The 23,040-nt window shown below is 62.5% G+C and carries 24 protein-coding genes; 7 read left to right on the forward strand and 17 right to left on the reverse strand.

What is annotated here, in order from left to right:
* The first annotated feature begins 132 nt into the window (after nucleotides 1-132).
* Nucleotides 133-564, forward strand: coding sequence for a hypothetical protein (locus B0T39_RS00495; protein ID WP_081544321.1), 432 nt, complete (start codon nucleotides 133-135; stop codon nucleotides 562-564).
* Nucleotides 565-610: 46 nt separating this feature from the next.
* On the opposite strand, the gene B0T39_RS00500 is transcribed toward B0T39_RS00495, so the two are convergent.
* Complete coding sequence (locus B0T39_RS00500) at nucleotides 611-1,063, reverse strand: LEA type 2 family protein (RefSeq protein ID WP_081544322.1); 453 nt, start codon at nucleotides 1,061-1,063, stop codon at nucleotides 611-613.
* A 27-nt stretch (nucleotides 1,064-1,090) separates the two neighbouring features.
* A complete protein-coding gene (locus tag B0T39_RS00505; RefSeq protein ID WP_081544323.1) occupies nucleotides 1,091-1,981 on the reverse strand; it encodes a LysR family transcriptional regulator in 891 nt (296 codons plus the stop codon).
* Between the two features lie 121 nt (nucleotides 1,982-2,102).
* Here B0T39_RS00505 and B0T39_RS00510 point away from each other — a divergent pair, with 121 nt between their 5' ends.
* Complete coding sequence (locus B0T39_RS00510) at nucleotides 2,103-2,534, forward strand: CidA/LrgA family protein (RefSeq protein WP_081544324.1); 432 nt, start codon at nucleotides 2,103-2,105, stop codon at nucleotides 2,532-2,534.
* Nucleotides 2,524-3,207: an LrgB family protein gene (locus B0T39_RS00515; protein ID WP_081544325.1), complete on the forward strand. Its 684-nt coding sequence runs from the start codon at nucleotides 2,524-2,526 to the stop codon at nucleotides 3,205-3,207. Before B0T39_RS00510 ends, B0T39_RS00515 begins: the two co-directional genes overlap by 11 nt.
* Before the next feature lie 180 nt (nucleotides 3,208-3,387).
* Here the strand turns inward: B0T39_RS00515 and B0T39_RS00520 are convergent, their stop codons facing one another.
* A complete protein-coding gene (locus B0T39_RS00520; RefSeq protein WP_081544326.1) occupies nucleotides 3,388-4,047 on the reverse strand; it encodes an OmpA family protein in 660 nt (219 codons plus the stop codon).
* Nucleotides 4,044-4,514, reverse strand: a complete 471-nt coding sequence (locus tag B0T39_RS00525) for a Cd(II)/Pb(II)-responsive transcriptional regulator (protein ID WP_019103421.1) — start codon at nucleotides 4,512-4,514, stop codon at nucleotides 4,044-4,046. The genes B0T39_RS00520 and B0T39_RS00525 overlap by 4 nt, the downstream gene beginning before the upstream one ends.
* 276 nt (nucleotides 4,515-4,790) lie before the next feature.
* Between B0T39_RS00525 and B0T39_RS00530 the strand changes: the two genes are divergently transcribed.
* The gene (locus B0T39_RS00530; protein WP_081544327.1) at nucleotides 4,791-7,037 is read left to right on the forward strand and encodes a heavy metal translocating P-type ATPase; all 2,247 of its coding nucleotides are present in this window, start codon (nucleotides 4,791-4,793) and stop codon (nucleotides 7,035-7,037) included.
* Nucleotides 7,038-7,218: 181 nt separating this feature from the next.
* Here B0T39_RS00530 and B0T39_RS00535 read toward each other — a convergent pair whose 3' ends face one another.
* A complete protein-coding gene (locus B0T39_RS00535; protein WP_081544328.1) occupies nucleotides 7,219-7,884 on the reverse strand; it encodes a putative metalloprotease CJM1_0395 family protein in 666 nt (221 codons plus the stop codon).
* 153 nt (nucleotides 7,885-8,037) lie between these two features.
* On the opposite strand from B0T39_RS00535, the gene B0T39_RS00540 reads away from it, so the two are divergent.
* A complete protein-coding gene (locus tag B0T39_RS00540; RefSeq protein ID WP_081544329.1) occupies nucleotides 8,038-8,544 on the forward strand; it encodes an acyl-CoA thioesterase in 507 nt (168 codons plus the stop codon).
* A complete protein-coding gene (locus B0T39_RS00545; protein WP_081544330.1) occupies nucleotides 8,537-9,223 on the forward strand; it encodes a TIGR01621 family pseudouridine synthase in 687 nt (228 codons plus the stop codon). Before B0T39_RS00540 ends, B0T39_RS00545 begins: the two co-directional genes overlap by 8 nt.
* Before the next feature lie 20 nt (nucleotides 9,224-9,243).
* Here B0T39_RS00545 and B0T39_RS00550 read toward each other — a convergent pair whose 3' ends face one another.
* The 12 genes from B0T39_RS00550 to ccoN all read right to left on the reverse strand — a co-directional run bounded on the left by B0T39_RS00550 (nucleotide 9,244) and on the right by ccoN (nucleotide 20,744).
* On the reverse strand, nucleotides 9,244-10,065 hold the full coding sequence (locus B0T39_RS00550) for a ChbG/HpnK family deacetylase (RefSeq protein WP_081544331.1): 822 nt from the start codon (nucleotides 10,063-10,065) through the stop codon (nucleotides 9,244-9,246).
* Between the two features lie 53 nt (nucleotides 10,066-10,118).
* Nucleotides 10,119-10,526: a GtrA family protein gene (locus tag B0T39_RS00555; RefSeq protein WP_081544332.1), complete on the reverse strand. Its 408-nt coding sequence runs from the start codon at nucleotides 10,524-10,526 to the stop codon at nucleotides 10,119-10,121.
* Nucleotides 10,523-11,536: a glycosyltransferase family 2 protein gene (locus tag B0T39_RS00560; RefSeq protein WP_081544333.1), complete on the reverse strand. Its 1,014-nt coding sequence runs from the start codon at nucleotides 11,534-11,536 to the stop codon at nucleotides 10,523-10,525. Before B0T39_RS00560 ends, B0T39_RS00555 begins: the two co-directional genes overlap by 4 nt.
* Before the next feature lies 1 nt (nucleotide 11,537).
* Nucleotides 11,538-13,022 (reverse strand): ArnT family glycosyltransferase, encoded by a 1,485-nt coding sequence (locus B0T39_RS00565; protein ID WP_081544334.1) that lies wholly within the window; start codon nucleotides 13,020-13,022, stop codon nucleotides 11,538-11,540.
* A 185-nt stretch (nucleotides 13,023-13,207) separates the two neighbouring features.
* On the reverse strand, nucleotides 13,208-14,584 hold the full coding sequence (locus B0T39_RS00570) for a peptide MFS transporter (protein WP_081544335.1): 1,377 nt from the start codon (nucleotides 14,582-14,584) through the stop codon (nucleotides 13,208-13,210).
* Between the two features lie 439 nt (nucleotides 14,585-15,023).
* Entirely contained in the window at nucleotides 15,024-15,443 is a 420-nt protein-coding gene (locus B0T39_RS00575) for a YbaY family lipoprotein (protein ID WP_254894457.1), read from the reverse strand.
* On the reverse strand, nucleotides 15,443-15,970 hold the full coding sequence (locus B0T39_RS00580; protein ID WP_081544337.1) for a FixH family protein: 528 nt from the start codon (nucleotides 15,968-15,970) through the stop codon (nucleotides 15,443-15,445). Before B0T39_RS00580 ends, B0T39_RS00575 begins: the two co-directional genes overlap by 1 nt.
* A 3-nt stretch (nucleotides 15,971-15,973) precedes the next feature.
* A complete protein-coding gene (ccoG, locus tag B0T39_RS00585) occupies nucleotides 15,974-17,425 on the reverse strand; it encodes a cytochrome c oxidase accessory protein CcoG (RefSeq protein ID WP_081544338.1) in 1,452 nt (483 codons plus the stop codon).
* A 154-nt stretch (nucleotides 17,426-17,579) separates the two neighbouring features.
* Nucleotides 17,580-18,497 carry a cytochrome-c oxidase, cbb3-type subunit III gene (gene ccoP, locus B0T39_RS00590; protein ID WP_081544339.1) on the reverse strand — a complete coding sequence of 306 codons (918 nt, stop codon included), beginning with the start codon at nucleotides 18,495-18,497 and terminating at the stop codon, nucleotides 17,580-17,582.
* Nucleotides 18,494-18,685 carry a cbb3-type cytochrome oxidase subunit 3 gene (locus B0T39_RS00595; protein ID WP_019102682.1) on the reverse strand — a complete coding sequence of 64 codons (192 nt, stop codon included), beginning with the start codon at nucleotides 18,683-18,685 and terminating at the stop codon, nucleotides 18,494-18,496. The genes ccoP and B0T39_RS00595 overlap by 4 nt, the downstream gene beginning before the upstream one ends.
* A 3-nt stretch (nucleotides 18,686-18,688) precedes the next feature.
* A complete protein-coding gene (gene ccoO, locus B0T39_RS00600; protein WP_019102681.1) occupies nucleotides 18,689-19,303 on the reverse strand; it encodes a cytochrome-c oxidase, cbb3-type subunit II in 615 nt (204 codons plus the stop codon).
* A gap of 16 nt (nucleotides 19,304-19,319) precedes the next feature.
* Complete coding sequence (ccoN, locus tag B0T39_RS00605) at nucleotides 19,320-20,744, reverse strand: cytochrome-c oxidase, cbb3-type subunit I (protein WP_081544340.1); 1,425 nt, start codon at nucleotides 20,742-20,744, stop codon at nucleotides 19,320-19,322.
* A gap of 471 nt (nucleotides 20,745-21,215) precedes the next feature.
* Between ccoN and B0T39_RS00610 the strand changes: the two genes are divergently transcribed.
* Nucleotides 21,216-22,994 (forward strand): M61 family metallopeptidase, encoded by a 1,779-nt coding sequence (locus tag B0T39_RS00610; RefSeq protein ID WP_081544341.1) that lies wholly within the window; start codon nucleotides 21,216-21,218, stop codon nucleotides 22,992-22,994.
* The last annotated feature ends 46 nt before the right edge of the window (nucleotides 22,995-23,040 follow it).

Raw genomic sequence — 23,040 nt, forward strand, 5'->3', positions numbered from 1 at the left:
CGCAGCAGATCGTAAACAGGTTCTAAGGAAACTCTCTCGCTTCCTTGTGGTCAGTCACTCAGCGCCGGCTCCGTTCAGGGGCCGGCGTTTTGTTATGCTATGGATAGTGAAACGGGGATTGAAGGATTTCGGATGAAAAGACTGATGATGTCGGCGCTGCTGCTGACCGCCTGCGGCACCTTTCCGACGCAGGAAGGCTATGCGCAGAAGGCGTATTACTGGCAGGGTCGAGATGTGAATCAATTGCTGGCGGAGTGGGGCGCGCCGCAGAAAACCCTGAAGATGCCGAACGGCAATATGCTCTACACCTACAGCAAGGAATTCACTCAGCGCGAGCCGCTGCGCGAAAACCGCGTGTACGAGCCGGGCGCCAAAGTGACTTACAACGAGAACGGCCAGAGCAAGACCATAGAAACGCCGGGGCGCTGGGTCAACACCGGCATGATAGGCGGCGGCTCCACCCATTACAGCTGCACCACCAATTTCGTGGTCAATCCCAAGAGCCAGCTGGTGGAAACCGTCAGCTTCGATGGTAACAACTGCGTGGCGGTGCCGCGGCAGTGAGTTCCGGCCCCGCCGGCAGGCGGGGCTCCAGATATTTAGAGCGCGTTTACTGGCCGGGCAGCTTCCATTCCCCCTTGCTGCGGAAGGGTACCCGGCCCATGCCGTTCAGATCTTCCAGCGTGCCGCTCAGCTGGTATTCCAGCTTGCCGCCGTTGCCGGCCTCCATCGCCTTGCCTATCTGCTTCAGCCAGCCGGCCAGCGAGGTATGCAATTGCAGCGTGATCAGGCTCTCGCCCAGCGCCGGCACCGCGATCGCCTGATTGCTGACTCCGGTGGCCAGTTTCTCGCCGGCCACGTTCAGTTCCAGGGTCATGCCTTTGGCGTTCAAGGCCAGGTTGTTGGGATTGCTGACCCGCAGGCTGACTTCGAAGCTTTGTTCGAACAGCGTGGCCTTGCCGGGTTTGACGTCGGCGATGCTGACTTGGGGCTTCTGGTAGTTCAAGGCCGCGCAGCCGCTTAGCAGCAGCGCGAACAGGGCGAGGCTCAGATTTCGTTTCATATTCGGTTTTCCTTGGGTTGACCGGCGTTATTCCAAACCGCCCAGCACGTCGCGCGTCACCGCCAGCCAGGCGCGAGCCGCATGCGACAAGTATCCGTTCTTTTGCCAGATCAGCGCCAGGTGCCAGACCAGCTTGGGCTCGGCCAGCGGGATCACATCGTAGGCGGCGCGGTCCAGGCGTTCCACGATGGAGCGCGGCAGCAGGGTGACGCCCATGTGGGCCGAAACCAGTTCGACGATGAAGTCCCAATGCGCGCTGCGCCCCACCACATGCAGCGGGCGGCCCAGCTCGCGGAAGGCGTCGCTGACCCGGCGGGCCAGCGTGAAGTCCTGAGGATATAGAACGAAGGGCTGGCTGGCGATTTCATCCAGCCGCACCACGCTCTGACCACGCCAGGGTGAGCCGGCCGGCGCCACCAGGCACAAAGGGTCGCGCACCACGGCGAATTGATCGAAGGCCTGCTTGTCCACCGGCAGCACCGCCACGCCGATTTCCAGCTCGCCGCTGCGCACACTGCTCTCGATCGCCAGCGCGCCGTCTTCCACCATCTTCAGTTCGATCTGCGGATAGCGCTGGCGGAAGCTGCTGACCACCGGCGCGAAAAAGGCGACGCCCACCATGGGGGGCAGGCCGACCACCAGTTCGCCGCGTTTGAGCGCAGATAGGTCGGACAGCTCGGTTTTCAACTGGTTCATCGCCGACAGCACGTCCAGGCCGCGCTCATAAGTGGCGCGACCGGCGTCGGTGGGGCGGAAGCTGCGGCCCTCGCGCAGGATCAGCGGGCAGCCCAATTCCTCCTCCAGCTGGCGCACCATCTTGCTGATGGTGGGCTGGGTCACATAGAGGGCTTCGGCCGCCTTGGTGAAGCTTTGGCGTTTGACCACCTCGATGAAATAGCGCAGCGCGCGGATGTCCATATGTGCTTGTCCGGGTCATGCATTCCAAATTGGAATGCGTGAAATAATTTTAATTCATTTTTTGAATGCATGCCGGCGCTCTATACTCGAACCACTCCCTGTGTTGTGTAGTGGCTCAATCATGGCAAATCCGAATCTTTCCGCATTCAAGCAAGTGGCGCTGACCATCGGTCAGGTGGCCTTGCTGAGCTTGGTGTGGATCGCGGCCAGTCAATTGAGCAGCCATTTCCTGCCTGTGGTGCCTGCCGGCGTGCTGGGGATGTTCCTGGTGCTGGCGGCGCTCTGGCTGGGCTGGTTGCCGCTGGACTGGTGCCGCAGCGGCGCCCGCTGGTTGTTGGCTGAAATGTTGTTGTTCTTCATCCCCGCCGTCGTGGCGGTGATCCAGTACCCGGACGTGATCATGGCCGCCGGGTTGCGGATTGTGGCGGTGATCGTGCTGTCCACCTTGCTGGTGATGGCGGCGACCTCCTGGGTGGTGGACAAATGTTATCGCTTGGAAGTGGCCCTGCGTTGGCATGGCCGCCAGAAGCAGGTGAAGACGCATGGAGCATGAGATTGCACTGGCCAGCTTGCTGATTACCGTTGTTTTGTACGGGCTGGTCAAAAAGTTTTATCTGAAGAAGCGCAACTGGTGGAGCGCCCCGATTCTGGCGGTGCCGCTGTTGGTGATTGCGCTGGTGGTCTTGGCCAAGGTGCCGTACCGGGTGTATTTCGAAGACACCCGTTGGCTGACCTGGATGCTGGGACCGGCCACGGTGGCTTTCGCGGTGCCGATCTACGAGCATCGGGCGATGATACGCCGACACTGGCTGTCGCTGAGCTGCGGCGTGCTAGTGGGCATGCCGGTGGCGGTGTTCAGCTCGATCTGGCTGGCGCGCCTGCTGGGCTTGTCCGATTTGTTGCAGCGCAGCCTGGCGCCGCGCTCGATCAGCACCCCGTTCGCCCTGGCCACGGCCTCGGGCATCGGCGCCTCGCCGGATCTGACCGCGGTGTTCGTGGTAATGACCGGGGTGTGCGGCATGTTGCTGGGCGAAGTGATGCTGGCCTGGATGCCGCTGCGTTCCAGTCTGGCGCGCGGGGCCTTGTTCGGCGCCGCCGCCCACGCGGCCGGCACCGCCAAAGCCAGCGAGCTGGGTGCGGAAGAAGGCGTGGTGGCCAGTCTGACCATGATGCTGGGTGGTTTGGCGACGGTGTTCGCCGCGCCGCTGATAGGTTTGTTGTTGTAGTTTGTGTGTGTACTTGTTGTGACCCGCATTCCCGTGGGGTGGCGTGCGGTGGTTTCTCCTCATCTCCCCAAACGAGCGTTGTTAGGGCCGACCCAGTGGGTTGGCCCCTTTTTTTTGTCCGTCAGCCGGTGAGGACGTGAAAAAGCCCGGCCGGAGCCGGGCTTGTATGCCTGCCGCGGTTCAACCCATCTGCTGCGGCGTGATCATGATCTCCACGCGGCGGTTTTTGGCTTTGCCGCTGTCGCTGGCGTTGCTGGCCACCGGCTGGGCCGCGCCGTAGCCCATGGTGCGCACCCGCACCGAATTGACGCCCTGACCTTGCAGATATTCGGTCACCGACTGAGCGCGTTTCTCCGACAGCGTCTGGTTGTAGGCGGCGGCGCCGCTGCTGTCGGTGTGGCCGGCCACGGTGATCGAGGTGTCCGGGAACTGCACCAGCACGCCGGCGATATCGCCCAGCGGTTTTTGCGCCCTGGCGTTCAATTGATAGCCGTTGGTGGGGAAGGTGATGTTGTCGGGCAGGGACAGCTTGAGTTGATCGCCGATGCGCTCGACCGCGATTTGGCTGTTCTTCAGCTTTTCGCGTAATTGTTTTTCCTGGTAATCCATATAACCGCCAATGCCGGCGCCGATAGCGCCGCAGGCCAGCGCTGAATTGCGGGCGCCTTTGCCGCCATGGGTCAGCGCGCCCACCAGGCCGCAGGCCGCCGCGCCGCCCAGGCCGTAGAGCGCGGTCTTGCTGATTTCGGTCTGGCCGGTTTGAGGGTTGGTGGTGCAGGCGGACAAGGCCAGCGCGACTAGCGTCGCGGCGGCGGTGGCGGGCTTGAACAAACGGGTCATTGCTTCTCCACGGAATGGGGGTGAGGGTGCGGATCCTGACCGAAGGGCGTGTGACAGACGCAGGGCTCGCCTTCGGACGCTTCCACCAGGGTTTGCAGAATGCCGCATTCTGCCACGGTGTGATGGTCGTGGCAGCGGTCGCGCAGCGCCAGCAGCTGCTGTTCCAGCAGACGCAAGCTTTCCACTTGCTGATGGACCTTGCTGACCTGGCGGTCTATCAACTGGTTGATGTCGTCGCAGGCCAGCGAGGAGTCGGCCTTGAACGCGGCCAGTTGGCGGATGTCGGCTAGGGACATGCCCAAGGAACGGCAGTGGAGGATGAAATTCAGTTCGCCCAATTGCTCGGCGTTGTAGCGGCGATAGCCGGAGGCGCTGCGCAGCGGCGCGGACAGCAGGCCTTCACGCTCGTAATAACGTATGGTTTCCACTTCGCAGCCAGTCTGGCGCGCCAGTTCTCCAATCAGCATCTCAGTTCTCCCGCAAGACGCCCGACGATGGGGCGATGGCGGCGATTTCCCGCCGGATGATGGAATTTTAGCAAAAAAGCTTGACCTTGTAGCGACTATAGGGTTTGCAATGAGGCTATATCAATCCGACCAAGGGAGGCAACCATGTTCCATCCAGCGCAAAAACAGCGACGCGGGCTTGCTCCGCATGCCGGTCTTGCTTCTTGCCGGAGCGGAGAGGGCAAGCCCGATCCGCGCCAGGCGGATGATTGCTGCGGACACAAATTAGAGGCGGCGATGCCGGCGCGTGAGCGCGATCATGACCACGATCATGGTCACAAGCACGACCAGGATCATGCCGGCAAGGTCTGCTCGGGCCATGACCACGGCGCGGAAGCGCCGCGCGCGGTGTCCTTGGGAGAAGGCGGCCGGCAGCAGGCGAGGCTGCATATCCAGGCGATGGACTGCCCGACCGAGGCCAAGCTGATTGAAAAGGCCTTGGGCGGCATGGCCGGGGTGGCCGCGCTGGAGTTCAACTTTATCGAGCGGGTGCTGCTGGTGCGACACGACCTGCCCAATCTGGACGGCGTCAAACAGGCCATCGCCAAGGTGGGCATGAAGGCGGTAGAGCTGACGGACGCATCGGCGCTGGTGGAGCAGCCCAAGGCTTCGCGCCGCGGCAATTGGCTGCTGGCCTTGTCCGGTCTGGCGGCGGCGGGCTCGGAAGGCGTGGCCTGGCTCAGTGGCGCGGATCAGGGCTGGGGCAGCGCGGCGTTGGCTTTGGCCTCCATTTTGCTGGGCGGCATTCCCACGCTGAAAAAGGGCTGGATCGCGCTGTCCACGCGCACGCTCAATATCCATTTCCTGATGTCGGTGGCGGTGATAGGCGCGATGCTGATCGGCCAATGGCCGGAGGCGGCGATGGTGCTGTTCCTGTTCGCCATCGCCGAGCGGCTGGAGGCGATGTCGCTGGCGCGCGCTGGTGAAGCAGTTAAAGCCCTGATGTCGCTGGCGCCGGAAACCGCCTGGGTACAGAGCGGCGGGGAATGGGTGGAGCGCCCGGCCGCCGAAGTGGCGCCGGGCAGCCGAGTTCGGGTGCGTCCGGGCGAGCGAGTGCCGCTGGACGGCCGCATCGAACAAGGTCACAGCGCGTTTAACGAAGCGCCGATCACCGGCGAGAGCCTGCCGGTGGACAAGTCTCCGGGCGAGGCCGTCTTCGCCGGCAGCATCAACGGCAGCGGCGTGGTGGAAGTGCTGACCACGGCGGCGGCCAACGGCAGCGTGTTGGCGCGCATCATCGACACCGTGCGCAACGCCCAGGCCAGCAAGGCGCCGACACAGCGTTTCATCGACCGCTTCGCCGAGGTTTACACCCCGGTGGTGTTGGCGGCCGCGCTGCTGTTCGCCGTGGCCACGCCTATGCTGGGTTGGCTGAGCTGGAGCGAGGCGATCTACAACGCGCTGGTGATGCTGGTGATCGCTTGCCCGTGCGCGCTGGTGATCGCCACGCCGGTGACCGTGGTCAGCGCCTTGGCCTCCGCCGCCAAGCACGGCCTGCTGATCAAGGGCGGCGCGCCGCTGGAAATGGCGGCCAGAATAGACGCGGTGTGTTTCGACAAGACCGGCACGCTGACCGAGGGCGAGCCGCAGGTGACGGGAGTGGTGGCGCTGGCCGATGCGGATCAGGACCAGCTGCTGCGTTGGGCCGCGGCCCTGGACGCACACTCCACTCATCCGCTGGCCAAGGCGGTGTTGGCGGCGGCGAACGCGCGAGACCTGTCCTGGCCGGAGGCGGAGCAAGTCAGCGAACAAGCCGGGCGGGGCGTCAGCGGCCTGGCGGATGGCCGGAAGCTGGCCTTGGGCAGCAGCCGGCTGGCGCGGGAGCAGGGCGCTTTGAACGAGGCCTTGCAGGCCGAGCTGTCGCGCTTGGAATTGGCCGGACAGGGCGCCTTGGTGTTGCTGGAGGGCGAGCGGGCGCTGGGCGTGATCGCGGTGGCCGACCGGGTTCGTCCGGAAGCGCCGGCGGCTCTGCGTCAATTGGCCAAGTTGGGCGTGGCGACAGTGATGTTGAGCGGCGACAACCAGCAGGTGGCGCAGGCGGTGGCGGCGCAGACCGGCATTGTTGAAGCCCACGGCGGCTTGCTGCCGGAAGACAAGCTGGAGCGCATCGTTCGCTTGCAGGCCTCCGGCAAGACGGTGGCGATGGTGGGCGACGGCGTCAACGACGCGCCGGCGCTGGCCCGCGCCGACTTGGGCATCGCCATGGGGGCGGCCGGTTCCGACAGCGCGCTGGAAACCGCCGGCGTGGCCTTGATGGACGACAAGCTGGCCAAGCTGGCCGATATGCTCAGTCACGCGCGGCGCACGTCGCGGGTGCTGAAAGCGAATATCGCGGTGGCTTTGCTGACCAAGCTGGTGTTCTTTGTGCTGGCGATGCTGGGCATGGCCAGCTTGTGGATGGCGGTGTTCGCCGATGTGGGCACCAGTCTGGTGGTGATCGCCAACGGCCTGCGGCTGGCGCGCGGCGTGCGCAAGGCGGAGTGACGGCGATTGCGTAGGATGTCGCCTGAATCTGGAACGTGTTTACGATCTGGCGAGCTAGGGCGAGACAAGGGCTTGCCGCTGAAGAAGCGGAATGTACATGCGGTATATGAGCATTTTGAAGCGGGTTTCGACGCCCTTGCCTGACGATCCCGCCCCAGCGTAGCGGAGCGTAAACAGGTCCTCAGGCGTAGGTATCGATGTTGGACCCCAGCCCCGGGCCTTGTTGCCCGGGGCTGTTGATTTTCTGCCGCGCTTGAAGCGGACTCAAGCCCTGCTTGCCGGCTTGCTGCTGCATCAGTTCAATGCGCGCCTGCTGTTCCATCTGCGCGGCGGCGGCAGCCACCGCGCGGTCCTGGCCGGAGGGGTCGGCCGGCGCCAGCGCGGCGCGCTGCACGGTCTGGGCATTGCTTATGGTTTCTTGCGGGGTGCTGCCCCGCGCCAGGCGGATGCTGACTTCGCCGCCTATCGCATATTGCTTGCCGTCAGGGCCTAGCTGATAGCTATAGGTGGCGCCGCCGCCGGCCAGCGCGCCGCCGGCCGCCAGATGCGCTTGTTCGTGCTGGCGCACATCGCTGTCGCGCGCCTTCAGCGCTTCCACCTGTTTTTGCTGCTGCTCGTCCAGCGGCTTGCCGTCGATGCCGCGCGCGGCATTGGGCTTGGCTTGATCCGGTTGATCCGGCGCGGCGTCGGCGTTGCCGGCGCGGTTTCCGGACGCGGCTGTCCCCACCGGCGCCGCGGCGCTTGCCAGGCTTTGCTGGCAAGCCGGGCACTGGCAGTTGGGGCCGTGGCTGGTCTGTAATGCGTAGCCGCCGTAACCGCCGTAGCTGGATATTCCGGAAAGGCTCATGAATTCATGGTTTTATCTTGATATTTCTCAGTTTAGCCGCTATGGGCGGGCTTTGCCCAAATCAAAAGTCTTACCAAGCAGCATGGGCAAAAACTGTTTAAAAAGGAGGGATGGGGGCACAATAGGCGGTTTCGGATTTTTTGGGAGCGAAACATGGCGCAGCAAGTGGATCAGGCGAGCCAGCGCGAACTGGTGATGTCGGTGTTGATGACGCCGGACATGGCCAATTTTTCCGGCAATGTCCACGGCGGAGTGTTGTTGAAGCTGCTGGACCAAGTGGCTTACGCCTGCGCCAGCCGTTACGCCGGCTGTTACGTGGTGACGCTGTCCGTGGATCAGGTGCTGTTCAAGCAGGCCATCCACGTTGGCGAACTGGTGACCTTTCTCGCCAGCGTCAATCACGTGGGGCGCACCTCGATGGAGGTGGGCATCAAGGTGGTGGCGGAAGACATTCAGAAGCGCACGGTGCGTCACACCAATAGCTGCTATTTCACCATGGTGGCGTTCGAAAACGGCAAGGCGGTGCCGGTGCCGCCGCTGTCGTTGGAAACCGTGGAGCAGCAGCACCGTTTCCGGGGTGCGGAAATCCGCAAGAAGATGCGGATGGAAACCGAGCAGCGCATGCGCCAAGCCTCCAGGCAGGACGGCGCCGATGCCTGAGGCGGCTTTCACCCTTTTGCACGCGGATCCTCGCTTCTACCTGGTGGACAAGGCGCCCGGCGTCAGCTTTCACCGCGACGGCGAGGAGGCCGGCCTGATGGAGGCCTTGCGCGCCGGTCTGGGCGACGAGGCCTTGTGGCCGGTGCATCGCTTGGACCGCATCACTTCAGGCTTGATCCTGGTGGCGCGCTCGGCCGAGACGGCGGCGCGGCTGGGCGAGGCCTTCGCCGGACGTGAGATCGAGAAATATTATCTGGCGCTGTCTGACCGCAAGCCGAGCAAGAAACAGGGCAAGGTGGCGGGAGACATGAGCAAGGGGCGCGGCGGCGCCTGGCGTTTGCTGAACAGTCAGGAGAACCCGGCGGTGACGCAGTTCTTCAGTTATTCGCTGCAGCCGGGACTGCGCTTATTCCTGCTGCGGCCGCGCAGCGGCAAGACCCATCAGTTGAGAGTGGCCTTGAAGTCGCAATCCGCGCCTATCTTGGGCGATCTGCTCTATGGCGGCACGCCGGCGGACAGGGGGTATCTACACGCCTACGCCTTGCGCTTCGAACTGGAGGGAGAGCAATTCAGCTTTGTCTGTCCGCCGAGCCAGGGCGAAGCCTTCCTGTCCGAAGCCTGCGGAGCAGTGTTGCGAGGCTTGGGCGCCCCCTGGGATTTGAACTGGCCGGCAGTGTGAGCGGCCGGCCGCGGGCCTGCTCAGGCCGCCAGCGGAGTGGTGGGAACGGCCTTGTCGAAACGGGCCAACTCCACGCCGTACTGGCCGCAGAGGTCGGCGAAGGCCTGGCTGGCGAGGAAGCGGAATTCCTTGTCCCGCGTCGCGGCAATCGGGTCGTCTTTATCCACGGCCAAGTGGCCGGGATGGCACATGATCAGGCCGCGGTCTGGGCTGCGCGCCAGCCACTGCTGCATCAGCCCGGCGAAGTCGGCTTGCGGCGTTAGCGAGTACATGCCGCCGAACCAGGGCGTGGTGTTGAAGCCTTGTTCGCGCGCGCCGTCGTCAAAACCGGTGCTGACGCTGCGCAGCACTAGCGCCTTGAGCCGATTGTCGCCGGGATGGCCCAGACGGTCCGGCGCGCGCAGATAGGGCAGCGCTTGGCCCTGCCAGCGCTGGGCGATGGCTTCGAACAGCGCGTCCCGCACTACCGGCAGCGCGTGCACATGCTGGTGGCCGTCGATGAAGTCCGGCAGCCGGCCGTAATGTTGGCAGAACAGGTCGATTTGCATGGCGGCGGCATCGCGCAGCGTCGGGCGCGACAGCTGGCGCAGCTGGCTTTTCATCAGCCAGTGCGATAAGGGGCGGGCCTGATCGCCAAAGGGATGGCTCAGATTGAAATGCAGGCCGATGTCGGCTTTGCCGTCGAAGGCTTTTAGATCGGAGGCGTGGCTGGCCCAGCTGGGCGCCTGGCTCATCACGCTGGTGGCGGACAGGCGGCCGGCGGCCAGCAACTCCAGAATGCCGGCGCTGATGGCGTCGGACTGTGCGAAGTCGTCGGCGCAGAGTGTCAGTCGTTTTGTCATGGGGGTGTGACCGGGGCAAGCGGATAAAGTTTTATACCCGTTTGTGCTGGAAATTAAGGGTTTCTGTGTGGTTTTTGTATCGGCGGCGTTCCGCGGAAGGCCCACAACTTGCTGAGCGCGAAGGTCAGCGCCGCCACGACGATCAGCACCAGCAACAGGGCGGCGCGATAGTTCAGCGGCGTGAAGCGCAGCAGCAGCCCGTACATCGCCTCGTTGACAACGAAGCTCAGGCAGGCAACGCCGAAGAAGCGCGGCAAGGCCTGGCGGTGGGGGATGTGCCTAGCCTGGAAGGTCTGTTGCCGGTGGCCCCAGTAGCTGACCTGGAAAGCGATTAGAAAGCCCAGCACATTGGCCTGCAGCGGCGCCATGCCCAGCGGCACCAGCAGCCAGGCCACCACGGCGAAGTGCACCAGCATGGCGGAAACGCCGACCACGCCGAACCAGAACAATTCGCGGCTCATTCGACGGCGTTCCCGGCATCGCTCGCTCCGCGGCCGCTGATGCGGCTGACCAGATAGGTGGGCCGCTGCTTGACCTCGTCGAAAATGCGGCCGACGTATTCGCCTAGGATGCCGATGGACAGCAGTTGCACGCCGCCGAGGAAGCTGACGGCCACCGCCAGCGTGGGCCAGCCGCTGACCGGATTGCCGAACAGCAGGGTATGGGTCAGTTCCCAGGCCGCATAAGCGATGGAGCACAGCGAAATCAGGCAGCCGATCACGGTCCAGATGCGCAGAGGCATATTGGAGAAGGCGGTCAGGCCGGTGATGCCCAAATCCAGCAGTCGGCGGTAGTTGAAGCTGCTTTGGCCGGCGCGGCGCTCCCGGGTCTGGGTCGGCATCGGACGTTGGGTGAAGCCCACCCAATGATACAAACCCTTCATGAAGCGGTTGCGCTCCGGCATCTGGCGCAAGGCTTCCACCACGCAGCGGTCCAGTACGCGGAAGTCCTGGGTGTCGGCCGGCATCTTATGGCGGCTGCCGCTGTTGGCCAGCCGGTAAAAGGCGCGGGTGAACAGGCGTTTGGTCAGCGGCTCGTCTTCGCGGCTGCTGCGCACGCTGTAGACCATGTCGTAGCCTTTGCGCCATTCCTGCAGGAACACCGGCACCATCTCCGGAGGGTGCTGGAAGTCGCTGTCGATCAGCACGGCGACGTCGCCCTGGACGTGGTCGACGCCGGCGGTGAGCGCGATCTCCTTGCCGAAGTTGCGGGACAGCTGGATCAGCGTTACCGGCAGTTCCGCGGCGTGGGTCAGCACCTGCTCCACGGTGTCGTCGCGGCTACCGTCGTCCACCACCACCAGTTCGTGGCGATAGCCGGCGTCGTTCAGCAGCTGATGCAGGGTTTGCAGCATCGGCACGATGTTGGCGGATTCGTTGTAGGCGGGCACCACGCAGCTTACCAGCGGATCAGCCGGGCGTTCCTTGGCGCGCAGGCCAAGCAGATAAGGGGGGACGAAGGCGTTGCTCATATTAATTGGCCTCGGTCGGGGCCGCCGGCGCGGTATCGGCCAGCAGCAACATGGTGTCGCTCATGATGTTGAAGCGGGCGCGCTCGGTGAAACGAGCGCGAACGTCGGCCGGCAGCCGCTCGAGATCGTTGGCGTCGCAGACGATGAAGCTGCCGGGCTTACCGGCCAGCCAGGCGCGCAGTTGCTGAGGGTCCTGCGTGGTGCGCGCGCGGCCGTGGGAGTAGAACTCCGCGGAAAATTCGCGGCGGCCGCTCCAATAAATCAGCGCGCTGTCCGCGCTTGGGTTTTGCGCTTGCCAGGCGGCGATCACCTGTTTTTGGGTGCGCAGGTAGCGGTTGCCGTCGTAGTGGTTGAAGGCTAGCAGCGCCAGCATCAACAGTGCGCCGATCGCGGCTATCCAGGGCAGCGCGCTGCGCTCGGCGCCGTCGGCGCGCGCGCGGCGCCACAGTTCGGCGAACAGCAGAGCGCAGCCCGGGAGCATGGGCAGCGAGTAAGGGAAGATGATGTTGCCGGACATCGTGAAGAACAGCAGCGTCATCAGCGTCCACAGCGCGAGATAAAGCAACCACCCGTCGTCGTCGCGGCTGAGCCTCGGCAGTTTGGCCCCGTGGCGCAGCAGCCAGGCCAGCATGGCGACGGACCAGGGAAAGATCGCGCCCAGCGCGTACAGCCAGATCATGCCGCGCGGGGTGGCGTGGGCGAAGCCGTATTTGTCGCCCTTCCAGCCGGAGTCCAGGAAGCGGCTGACATGCTCGCCCATGATGAAGTAATCGAGGAAGCCCGGCGTGCGCAGTTCGGCCAGCGCGTACCAGGGCGCGGCGACGGCGAACGTCAGCAGGGTGCCGCTGATCCACGGCAGCTTGCGCCACAGCGCCAGCCACTGATTGCGCAGCAGTACCCAGAAGAAGATGGGCATGCCCACCAGCACCACCGCCAACGGGCCTTTGGCCAGCAGGCCGAGGCCGAGGCCTGCGAAGAAGATGTAGCCCCAAGCGCGGCCGCCGCGCGTCAGCGCGTGCCAGAACGCAGCCTGGCTGAGCGTTACGCAGAACAGCAGCGCCGGATCTGTCATTACCGTGCCGGCGGCGCCGAGGAAGAGCAGGCTGCTGGCCAGGATCAGTGCGGCGGCCATGGCGGCGTCGCGGCCGCTGCGGCGCAGCATCAGGTGGGCGCTGAGTCCTAATGTGGCGATGGCCAGCAGCAGCGAGGGCAGCCGCGCCGCGGCTTCATTGACGCCGAATAGCGCCATGCCGGCGGCGGACAACCAGCTGGAAAGCGGGGGCTTGGCCCAGAAGGGGATGCCGTAATCGTGCCACAGCGTCACCCAGTTGCCGGTTTCCAGCATCTTGCGGGCGATTTCGCCGTAGCGCGCCTCGGTGGTGTCGGTCAGCGGAATCGTCCACAGGCCGATGAGGCGGAGCAGCAGCAATAGCAGCAATATGGTGATGCCGAGTTGCTGCCAGCGGTAGGTATTGGTTTTTTTCATTCGGAACGCGGTTTGCCGGACAGGGCGCGACGGCGGCTGTGGTGGCAGTGATCAAGCCAAGGCTGGAAGCCCCGTATGATAATGCCTTTTCCCCTTGCCGTGTTGCGGAGGGGGCAAGCAAAAAGCCGGCTGGCGCCGGCTTGGAAGGATTTGTCCGGCCCCGGCGCTCCGGGGCCTCGCCGTGTTTATTGCAGGCCGTGCATCATTTTCTTCAGCTTGTACGACAGCGCGAACAGCACCAGCGAGCTGACGCCGGCCATGGCCACGAACAGCATGAAGAAGTCGTGCAGATTGCTGATGGCGTAGCCGAGGAAGTGCGGCACCGGCTTGCTTGGGTCCGGGTACAGCTCCGACAGCGTGCCGGCGAACTTGTTGGCGGCGGCGTTGGACAGGAACCAGATACCCATCATCAGGCCGGTGAAGCGGGCCGGGGACAGTTTCACCACCAGGGAGAGGCCGATGGGGGACAGGCACAGCTCGCCGAAGGTGTGCAGCACGTACAGGCTGACCAACCACAGCATGCTGACCTTGACGCCCGGCTCCAGACCTTCGACGCCGAAGGCGATCACCAAGTAGCCCAGCGCGAGGAAGAACAGGCCCAACGCCATTTTCACCGGCGAGTTCGGCTCGCGGTTGTTCTGGCCCAGCTTGGTCCAGATAAGGGCGAAGATGGGCGCGAAAATCACCACCGAGATGGGGTTGATCGACTGGAAATAGGAAGCCGGCACGGTGAAGCCGAGCAGGTTGCGATTGGTCTGTTCTTCGGCGAAGAAGGTCAGCGAGGCGCCGGCCTGTTCAAAGGCAGACCAGAAGAAGATCACGAAGGCGGACACGATCAGGATCACTGCCAGGCGCTCTTTCTCCACGCGGGTCAGCGGCGCGTGAACCACTTTCTCGCCGCTGGCGTGGTGACGTTGCGGCGCCAGGCCGATCGGTTTGCCTTCCGGCGTGACCAGGTATTTGTTCTTGAACAGCGAGAAGATCACCAGGCTCAGCAGCATGCCGAAGCCGGCGGCCATGAAGCCCCATTTGAAATCGGCCGGATGGCCGGTGTCGCCCAGGGTGCCGCATACCAGCGGTGCGATCAGCGAGCCGGCGTTGATGCCCATGTAGAAGATGGTGAAGGCGGAGTCGACGCGCTTGTCGCCTTCGGGGTAGAGCTGGCCCACCATCGAGGAAATATTCGGCTTGAACAAGCCGTTGCCGGCGATCAGCATGCCCAGGCCGCCGTACAGCAGCCAGGAGGCGCTTTGCACATTGGTCTCATGCAGCGAGCCGGAGAAGAACAGCATGAACTGGCCGATGGCCATCAGCACGCCGCCCGTCAGAATGGAGCGGCGATTACCCCAGTAGCGGTCGGCGATGTAGCCGCCGATCAGCGGAGTCAGATAGACCAAGCCGGTATAAGTGCCGTAGATGTCGGCGGCGTGAGCCTTGTCGAACATCAGAGCCTTGATCATGAACAGCACGAAAATGGCGCGCATGCCGTAATAGCTGAAGCGCTCCCACATTTCGGTCACAAAAAGCAGATAAAGCCCTTTGGGATGCGAAGTGGCCGACATAGATTATTTCCTTGTGTGACTTGAGTGACATCACTTGAACGAGCAAGAACGAGTGAGGTGTTGTTGTAGTTTTTACTTGCCTTGGATTTTGTAGGCAATTTTTGATAATAACTAGGAAATGTTTGTATGTGAAAATTTTTTAATCTTTACTGCCATACAATCGTAATTAATAGAGTAAATGCGTCACTAACTGTCTCCATTTGTCATATTTATTTGTAAGCAAAATGACATGGGTGCAGTGCGGCTTCGTATTTAGGCTATTGTCGAAAATCCCGTTGGGAGAAGGGTTTATGCGTGCTTGCCGCCGGATGGGAGCTTGAGGGACGGTTTGCGTCTCTACGCGCCGATGCTGAGGCAAAACAGCAACACTCACTCAGCGCTGCGGCGGAGGCGGGAAAAGAAAAAGCCCTGCCAGAGGCAGGGCCGGGAGGCGGACGGCTTAGTTGCCGCCGACGGTGTCCAGCCTCAGTTGCGGATGTTCGTCGGCGCCGGCGCGCAGCACCTCGGTCTGGCGGCTACTGTTGTAGCGCAGTTCACCGTTCACAAAGATCTGGCCTTCCACCACATAGCGACCATCGGGTTTGATCGCCTGCTTGTCGTAACACAGGGAGAAGTCCGCCGGAATGCTGCGTGGTTTTTCCAGGATCTGCTCCGCCAGCAGTTGGGGCGGCGCGTCTTGGCGGCTTTGATCCAATAGGCGCACTTTGACGAGCACGTCCTTGGCCTGGGACAGCGTGGCGCTCTGTTGAGGCGCGATATTGCCGGTCAGATAGGCTGGCACGAAACCGCCGGCGTGGGCTGCGCTCAAGGCCAGGCCTAGAGCCAATGCGCATAGGGCGCGGGTCAGTCGCTTCATCATCAGTCCGCCGGCTCCAGGTTTTGATGGCCGAGGGAGACGGTCTGGCCTTCGGAAGGTTTCCATTCGCCCTGCAGCCGCCATTGCTTGGCCTGATCTTCCAGCAGGATGTACCAATGATTGGCCTTGACCGGCACCGCCGGCAGCACGGCCTGGTAGAGGTTGGGACCGGCCTGGCGCATTTCCACCTGTTGGTCGAAGTCGTCCTGCGCCGGGTGAACCATGCGCATGGTGATGACGGCGGGCAGAGGCACCTTGCTGGTGGTGATCAGCCGCAGCGTGCGCTGGTCCGTGCCCACCATCAGCTGCGCGCTCAAGCCCATATTGAAGGCTTGCTTGTCGCGGCGCAGTTCCATATTGATGGCCTTGCCCTTCTTGTAGTAGTCGTCGGTGACCAGGCCGTCGTCGGTGCGGATCGCGGTGGCGAGGAACATTACGCCGACAATGACGGACACCAGCGGCAGGCCGAACAGAATCCAGGGCCAGGGCTCGCGGTACCAGGGGCGCGGAGCGGGGGCGGTATGCTGCATGTATTACTCTCCGATGAAGCTGGACTTCTCTTCCACTTGCAGGGAAGGGTGGTTGATGGACTGGATCAGGAAGCGGATTTCATGGCTGCCTTTGGTCGCGTACTGCGGATCGGCCTGCACGTGGACGGTGACGTCGGTGTTGCCGGTGGCGGCAACGGCGATATCGCCGCGGTCGGCCTGCACTGTCAGGCCGGGCAAGCCCGATGCTGTGATCCTGAAATGCTGATTCTGTTCCGTAGTATTGATAATTTTAATGATATAGGTGTTTTCCAGCCAGCCGGCGTCGGTTTCTCGCACCAGCGAGGCGCGGTCGCGGATCACATCCACTTTGAACGGCTTGCGCATCCACATGGAGCCGATGGCGGTGGCGATGACGACGGCGAGCACCAGCGTATACAGTATCACGCGGGGGCGCTTGAGCCGGGAGGCGATGGCTTTCTCAGGGTATTTGCCTTCCAGCGCATTTTCCGTGGTGTAGCGTATCAGGCCGCGCGGATAGGCCATTTTGTCCATCACTTCGTCGCAGGCGTCGATGCAGGCGGCGCAGCCGATGCACTCGTATTGCAGGCCGTTGCGGATGTCGATGCCCACCGGGCAGACTTGAACGCAGATGCTGCAGTTGATGCAGGCGCCCAGACCTTGCTCCTTGGGGTCGCTGCCTTTCTTGCGCGCGCCGCGCGGCTCGCCGCGCTTCTCGTCGTAGGAAATGATCAGGGTGTCGGCGTCGAACATCACGCTCTGGAAGCGCGCGTACGGGCACATGTATTTGCAGACCTGTTCGCGCATGAAGCCGGCCAGCAGATAGGTGAAGCCGGCGTAGAAGAACATCCAGAAGGTTTCCCACGGCCCGTAGTCGAAGCGGGGCGCGGCGGCGACCAGATCGCGGATCGGCGTGAAGTAGCCTACCAGCGTGAAGCCCGTCCACAGCGAGAACAGGATCATCAGGCCGTGCTTGGTGAATTTGAGGCGAAACTTGCGCGCGCTCATCGGCGCCTTGTCCAGCTTGATGCGCTTGCCGCGGTCTCCCTCCACCCATTGTTCTATCCACAGCATAATTTCGGTGTAAACCGTCTGCGGACAGGAGTAGCCGCACCATAACCGGCCGGCGATGGTGGTCCAGGTGAACAAGGCGAAGGCGCAGCACATCAGCAGCGCGGCCAGATAAACGAAGTCCTGCGGCCAGATGGTGAGGCCGAACAGATAGAACTTGCGTTCGATCAGGTCGAAATGCAGCGCCTGACGTCCGTTCCAGTTCAGCCAGGGCAGGCCGAGGAAGACCAACTGGGTGCCGACGACGAAGAGCACGCGCAGATTGTTGAACAGGCCTTTGACGGCGCGCGGATAGATCTTGGTTTGCGACTCGTACAGAGAAACGGTCTCGGTGGCGTCGGGCTGCGAGCCGGCTTGGCGCGGCGGTTCTACCTTGATCGGGATTTCCTTGAGCGAATCGGACATGGGCGTTTCCTTCTCTGCGGATTTGGCCAAGGCCATGGGGGTATGGGCTTGGCGAAATGCGCGGCTGCGTCGGGGCGGAGATGTTATATGAAATCATATAACATCCTCGCGAAAGAATACTGCCCGCATTAGCGGGCAGTAGATCAGTACCGGTTTATTGCGGCGCTTTGGGGTTGTTGGACAAGCCCCAGACATAAGCGGTCAACAAGTGTACTTTGCCTTCACCCAGGAAGTCTTTCCAGGCCGGCATCTGGTTGTTGCGGCCGTTGGTGATGGTTTCGATGATGGTTTTCTCGCTGCCGCCGTACAACCAGTTGTTGTCGGTCAGGTTGGGCGCGCCCAACTGCTGGTTGCCCTTGCCGTCCGGACCATGGCAGGCGATACAGACGGTGGCGAAGGTTTCCTTGCCGCGAGCCGCGCGCTCGGCGTCATGCTTGCGTTTGGACAGCGACAGCACGTAGTTGGCGACGTCCTTGACCTTTTCCTCGCCGAACGCCGCGCCCCAGGCCGGCATCTGGCCATGACGGCCTTCGGAGATGGTGGTGTGGATGGTCTTGATGTCGCCGCCCCACAGCCACTTGTTGTCGGTCAGGTTGGGGAAGCCCTTGGCGCCGCGGGCGTCGGAACCGTGGCACTGCACGCAGTAGGTCTGGAACAGACGCTTGCCCATTTCCTGAGCTTTGGGGTCGGCGGCCACGGCCTTGACGTCCTGTTTCAGGAATTGGTCGTACAGCGGCTGATACTTGGCTTCCGCCTGCGCGCGTTCCTTCTTGTACTGGTCTACCGAAGTCCAGCCGAACACGCCTTTCCAGGTGCCCAGGCCAGGGTACAGGATCAGGTAGACCACGGCGAAGGCCAGGGTCACGTAGAACATCAACATCCACCAGCGCGGCAACGGGTGGTTGTACTCGGAAAGGTCGCCGTCCCATACGTGGCCGGTGATCTCAACCTGTTCGCCCTTTTGCACCTTGATCTTGGATTGCGAAAACACCAGATAGGTCAGCCAGACGAGGCCGCCCAGCACGATCGCGGTGATCCAGATGTTCCAGAATTCGCTCACGAAATCACTCATTTTTTTGCTCCGTTGGAAGCTTGGTCTTGTTCCGCTTCCTGCACCTTGTCGTCGTCGAGGAAGGGCAGATTGGCCGCGTCCTCATACCGGTTCTTGGAGCGCTTGCTGTAGGCGATGCCCAGCACCACGATGAAGAATGCAAAGCACACTACCGTGAACAGCGAGCGTCCGATGGTTACCCAGTCCATGGCTTAACGAACGTTCTTCAAGGCAAGGCCCAAGCCTTGCAGGTAAGCAACCAGCACGTCCATTTCCGACTTGCCTTCCACCTGGGCTTTGGCCTCGGCGATGTCTTTGTCGGTATAGGGGACGCCCACCAGGCGCAGCGCCTTCATCTTGGTCGGCACGATGTCGGCGTCGGCCAGATTCTTGGCCAGCCATGGGAAGGCCGGCATATTGGACTCGGGAACCACGTCGCGCGGGTTGATCAGGTGCACGCGATGCCATTCGTCGGAGTAGCGGGCGCCCACGCGGGCCAGGTCCGGACCCGTGCGCTTGGAGCCCCACAGGAAGGGGTGGTCGTACACCGATTCGCCGGCCACGGAGTAATGGCCGTAGCGCTCGGTTTCCGCGCGGAACGGACGGATCATCTGCGTGTGGCAGGTGTGGCAGCCTTCGCGGATGTAGATGTCGCGGCCGGCCAGCTGCACGGCGGTGTAGGGCTTGACGCCGGCCACCGGCTGGGTGGTCGATTTCTGGAAGGCCAGCGGCAGGATTTCCACCAGGCCGGCCACGCTGACGACCAGCAGGGTGAACACGATCAGATAGCCGACGTGTTCTTCGATCAGTTTTTGTATCTTATCCATGATGTTTCCTTGCGCCTCAATGAGCGTGGGCGGTGATGGCCGGGATCTTGGCGTCTACGGCACGGCCCGCGGTTACGGTGCGGAAGGTGTTGTAGGCCATCAGGAACATGCCGAGCAGGTACAGGAAGCCGCCGAGCAGACGCACGAAGTGGTACGGATAGGTGGCCTTGACCGCTTCTACGAAGGCGTAGGTCAGGGTGCCGTCCGGGTTCAGCGCGCGCCACATCAGGCCCTGGGTCACGCCGGAGATCCACAATGCGGCGATGTACAGCACCACGCCGACGGTGGCGAGCCAGAAATGGGCTTCAACCAGCTTCAGGCTGAACATGGATTCGCGGCCGAACAGGCGAGGAATCAGGTAGTACATGGAACCGATGGTGATGAAGCCCACCCAGCCCAGCGCGCCGGAGTGCACGTGGCCGATGGTCCAGTCGGTGTAGTGGGACAAGGCGTTGACGGTCTTGATCGACATCATCGGGCCTTCGAAGGTGGACATGCCGTAGAAGGACAGCGACACCACCAGGAATTTCAGCACCGGGTCGGTGCGCAGCTTATGCCAGGCGCCCGACAGGGTCATGATGCCGTTGATCATGCCGCCCCAGCTCGGAGCCAGCAGCACCAGGGAGAACACCATGCCTACGGATTGGGTCCAGTCCGGCAGGCTGGTGTAGTGTAGGTGGTGAGGGCCCGCCCACATATAGGTGAAGATCAGCGCCCAGAAGTGCACCACGGACAGGCGGTAGGAGTAAACCGGACGGCCTGCCTGTTTCGGGATGAAGTAGTACATCATGCCCAGGAAGGCGGCGGTCAGGAAGAAGCCCACGGCGTTATGGCCGTACCACCATTGCACCATGGCGTCCACGGCGCCGGAGTAGGCGGAGTAGGATTTCCACAGCGACACCGGCACGAAGGCGGAGTTGACGATGTGCAGCAGGGCCACGGCCAGGATGAAGGCGCCGTAGAACCAGTTGGCCACGTAAATGTGCTTGACCTTGCGGATGGCGATGGTGCCGAAGAAAACGATGGCGTAAACAATCCAGATCACCGCGATCAGCAGTTTGATTGGCCATTCCAGCTCCGCGTATTCCTTGCTGGTGGTCAGGCCCAGCGGCAAGGTGATGGCGGCCAGCACGATCACCAGTTGCCAGCCCCAGAAGGTGAAGGCGGCGAGCTTGTCGGAGATCAGCCGGACGTTACAGGTACGCTGCACTACGTAGTAGGAAGTGGCGAACAAACCGCAGCCGCCGAAGGCGAAGATGACCGCATTGGTGTGCAGCGGGCGCAGGCGGCCGAAGTGGAACCAGGGGCCGAAGTTCAAATCGGGCCAGACCAGTTGGGCCGCAATGATGACGCCCACCAACATGCCGACAATGCCCCACACGACGGTCATGATGGCAAATTGGCGCACCACCTTATAGTTATAAGTGGATTGCGTTTCCATTTAGGGTTTTCTCCAAGGTTGCTAACTCAGAACGTGACATATCTAATCGACGGCTTGAAGTCCGGGCGACTGTCCCAATCTGTACCGATGTGACTGTATCCAGACGAAGCCGCAGGGAAATCGACTTTTATTAAAATCAAGCGCTTGACCCGGGTCGCAGCGGTACTGATGTCTGTATTAGCAGTTCATCCCGTATTGCGACAGCGCAATTTCCCCATTTAGTTAACCCGGCATTCTAAATCAATTACCCATATCGGGCCAGTTTGGACGGCCGGGGGATGTCGCTTTCCCATTTGTCTTTATTTATGTCTCAAGCGAGCGTGACAGTTCTTGCAAATACTGTTGCTACTGGCGAGATTGTATTGTCTGGCGGCCCAGCCTTCTTGACCTGGATCAAGATGTCATAAAACGCAGCGTTTACCCGCGGCAAGTGCTAAAATAAGAAGGTTTTGCAACGATTGCAGGCAGATCATGACCGTTTCCGTCCGCTACACCCTATGTCCCCGCGCCCCTGAGGCGCATCTTTTCGAGGTCGTCCTGACCGTTTCCAAACCCGCAAAGAACGGCCTGATTTTCTCCTTGCCGGCTTGGATTCCCGGTAGTTACATGATCCGGGAGTTCTCCAGGCATATTGTGGAAATTCGCGCGGAATCCGCGGGAAAAGCGGTGCAGCTGGTCCAGTTGACAAAAAATAGCTGGCAAGCCGCGCCGGTCAAGGGCGTGCTGGTTCTGCGCTATAAAGTTTATGCGTTTGATCTGTCCGTGCGCGGAGCGTATCTGGACGCGGAGCGCGGCTTCTATAACGGCAGCAGCGTTTTCCTGGCGGTGGACGGCTATGAAAACGAGGCCTGCGCGGTGGAGATCCTGCCGCCGGAAGGCAAGGCCTACGCCGATTGGAAAGTGGCGACCAGTCTGCCGGCGCGCGGCGCGGACAAGAAAACCGGCTTCGGCGGCTATCAGGCGGCTTCCTACGACGAGTTGATCGACCATCCTGTGGAGTTGGGCGCCTTCGAGCGAGCCAGCTTCAAAGCCTGCGGCGTACCGCACGAATTCGTTGTCTCCGGTCGTTTCCGCGCCGACCTCAAGCGCTTGGCGCGCGACACCAAGAAAATTTGCGAATACCAGATCAAATTGTTTGGCGAGCCGGCTCCGTTCGAGCGCTATGTGTTCATGCTTTTCGTCGGCAAAGACATCTACGGCGGTCTGGAGCATCGCGCTTCCACCGCGCTGGTGGCCAACCGCGACGATTTGCCGCAACAGGGCGTTGAGGAGATCGGCGACGGCTATCTGAAACTGTTGGGTCTGATCAGCCACGAATACTTCCACAGTTGGAACGTCAAGCGGATGAAGCCGGCGGCGTTCACGCCCTATGATCTGAACCAGGAAGGCTACACCCGTTTGTTGTGGGCCTTTGAGGGCATCACTTCCTATTACGACGACCTGAGCCTGGTGCGCTGCGGTCTGATCGATGAAAAGCGCTATCTGGGCCTGCTGGCGGAAACCATCAGCGGCGTGGAGCGCGGCGCCGGCCGCCTGAAGCAGACCTTGGAGCAATCCAGTTTCGAAGCCTGGACCAAATATTACCGGCAAGACGAAAACAGCCCCAACAGCATCGTCAGCTATTACACCAAGGGCGCGCTGGCCGCGTTGGCGCTGGACTTGACCATACGCCGCGACAGCCAGGGCCGTCAGTCGCTGGACGATGTGATGCGGGCGCTGTGGCGCAAATGGCTGGACGACGGCAAAGGCCTGGCCGAGGACGAGTGGGAAAAACAGGCGCAGGCCGCCACCGGCCTGGACCTCAAAGCCTTCTTCGACCGAGCGTTGCGCGGCGTTGAGCCCCTGCCGCTGGCCGAACTGTTGGCGGCTCAGGGCGTGGAGCTGCGCTTCGAGCCGGCGGCCAACGCCGGCGACCGTGGCGGTCTGGCGCTGAGCGGCAAGCCTGCGCCGGCCAGCCTGGGGGTCAAGGCTGTGGCCGAGGCCCAGGGCGTGCGTGTGCTCAATGTCTACGACGGCGGCGCGGCGCAAAGCGCCGGCCTGTCCGGCGGCGACGTGATCGTGGCGATAGACAAGCTCAAAGCGGTGGATCTGGACAAGGCGCTGGCGCGTTATCAGCCGGGCGATAAGCTTAAACTGCATTGGTTCCGCCGCGACGAACTGATCAGCGCGCAAGTGGAGCTGCAAGCCGCGCCTGCCGACGCCTGCCGGTTGCTGTTGCAGGACGACGGCGCCCGGTGGCTGCGCCGCTAACATTCATCGGGACGGTGCCGTTCCCCGGCGCGGTTCCCCTCCAGCC

The organism is Chromobacterium haemolyticum (genome assembly GCF_002081825.1).
In the GTDB taxonomy this organism is placed as follows: domain Bacteria; phylum Pseudomonadota; class Gammaproteobacteria; order Burkholderiales; family Chromobacteriaceae; genus Chromobacterium; species Chromobacterium fluminis.

Bases quoted from the DNA above. Each gene is read 5' to 3' on its own strand.
- B0T39_RS00510 (WP_081544324.1), top strand. From the start codon at position 2,103: ATGGCAAATCCGAATCTTTCCGCATTCAAGCAAGTGGCGCTGACCATC.
- ccoG (WP_081544338.1), bottom strand. From the start codon at position 17,425: ATGTCCGATTCGCTCAAGGAAATCCCGATCAAGGTAGAACCGCCGCGC.
- ccoN (WP_081544340.1), bottom strand. From the start codon at position 20,744: ATGGAAACGCAATCCACTTATAACTATAAGGTGGTGCGCCAATTTGCC.
- B0T39_RS00520 (WP_081544326.1), bottom strand. From the start codon at position 4,047: ATGACCCGTTTGTTCAAGCCCGCCACCGCCGCCGCGACGCTAGTCGCG.
- B0T39_RS00525 (WP_019103421.1), bottom strand. From the start codon at position 4,514: ATGCTGATTGGAGAACTGGCGCGCCAGACTGGCTGCGAAGTGGAAACC.
- B0T39_RS00570 (WP_081544335.1), bottom strand. From the start codon at position 14,584: ATGTCGGCCACTTCGCATCCCAAAGGGCTTTATCTGCTTTTTGTGACC.
- B0T39_RS00545 (WP_081544330.1), top strand. From the start codon at position 8,537: ATGCCTGAGGCGGCTTTCACCCTTTTGCACGCGGATCCTCGCTTCTAC.
- B0T39_RS00595 (WP_019102682.1), bottom strand. From the start codon at position 18,685: ATGGACTGGGTAACCATCGGACGCTCGCTGTTCACGGTAGTGTGCTTT.
- ccoP (WP_081544339.1), bottom strand. From the start codon at position 18,497: ATGAGTGATTTCGTGAGCGAATTCTGGAACATCTGGATCACCGCGATC.
- B0T39_RS00610 (WP_081544341.1), top strand. From the start codon at position 21,216: ATGACCGTTTCCGTCCGCTACACCCTATGTCCCCGCGCCCCTGAGGCG.
- B0T39_RS00575 (WP_254894457.1), bottom strand. From the start codon at position 15,443: ATGATGAAGCGACTGACCCGCGCCCTATGCGCATTGGCTCTAGGCCTG.
- B0T39_RS00540 (WP_081544329.1), top strand. From the start codon at position 8,038: ATGGCGCAGCAAGTGGATCAGGCGAGCCAGCGCGAACTGGTGATGTCG.
- B0T39_RS00535 (WP_081544328.1), bottom strand. From the start codon at position 7,884: ATGAGCCTTTCCGGAATATCCAGCTACGGCGGTTACGGCGGCTACGCA.
- B0T39_RS00500 (WP_081544322.1), bottom strand. From the start codon at position 1,063: ATGAAACGAAATCTGAGCCTCGCCCTGTTCGCGCTGCTGCTAAGCGGC.
- B0T39_RS00560 (WP_081544333.1), bottom strand. From the start codon at position 11,536: ATGAGCAACGCCTTCGTCCCCCCTTATCTGCTTGGCCTGCGCGCCAAG.
- ccoO (WP_019102681.1), bottom strand. From the start codon at position 19,303: ATGGATAAGATACAAAAACTGATCGAAGAACACGTCGGCTATCTGATC.
- B0T39_RS00495 (WP_081544321.1), top strand. From the start codon at position 133: ATGAAAAGACTGATGATGTCGGCGCTGCTGCTGACCGCCTGCGGCACC.
- B0T39_RS00565 (WP_081544334.1), bottom strand. From the start codon at position 13,022: ATGAAAAAAACCAATACCTACCGCTGGCAGCAACTCGGCATCACCATA.
- B0T39_RS00580 (WP_081544337.1), bottom strand. From the start codon at position 15,970: ATGCAGCATACCGCCCCCGCTCCGCGCCCCTGGTACCGCGAGCCCTGG.
- B0T39_RS00505 (WP_081544323.1), bottom strand. From the start codon at position 1,981: ATGGACATCCGCGCGCTGCGCTATTTCATCGAGGTGGTCAAACGCCAA.
- B0T39_RS00515 (WP_081544325.1), top strand. From the start codon at position 2,524: ATGGAGCATGAGATTGCACTGGCCAGCTTGCTGATTACCGTTGTTTTG.
- B0T39_RS00530 (WP_081544327.1), top strand. From the start codon at position 4,791: ATGCCGGCGCGTGAGCGCGATCATGACCACGATCATGGTCACAAGCAC.
- B0T39_RS00555 (WP_081544332.1), bottom strand. From the start codon at position 10,526: ATGAGCCGCGAATTGTTCTGGTTCGGCGTGGTCGGCGTTTCCGCCATG.
- B0T39_RS00550 (WP_081544331.1), bottom strand. From the start codon at position 10,065: ATGACAAAACGACTGACACTCTGCGCCGACGACTTCGCACAGTCCGAC.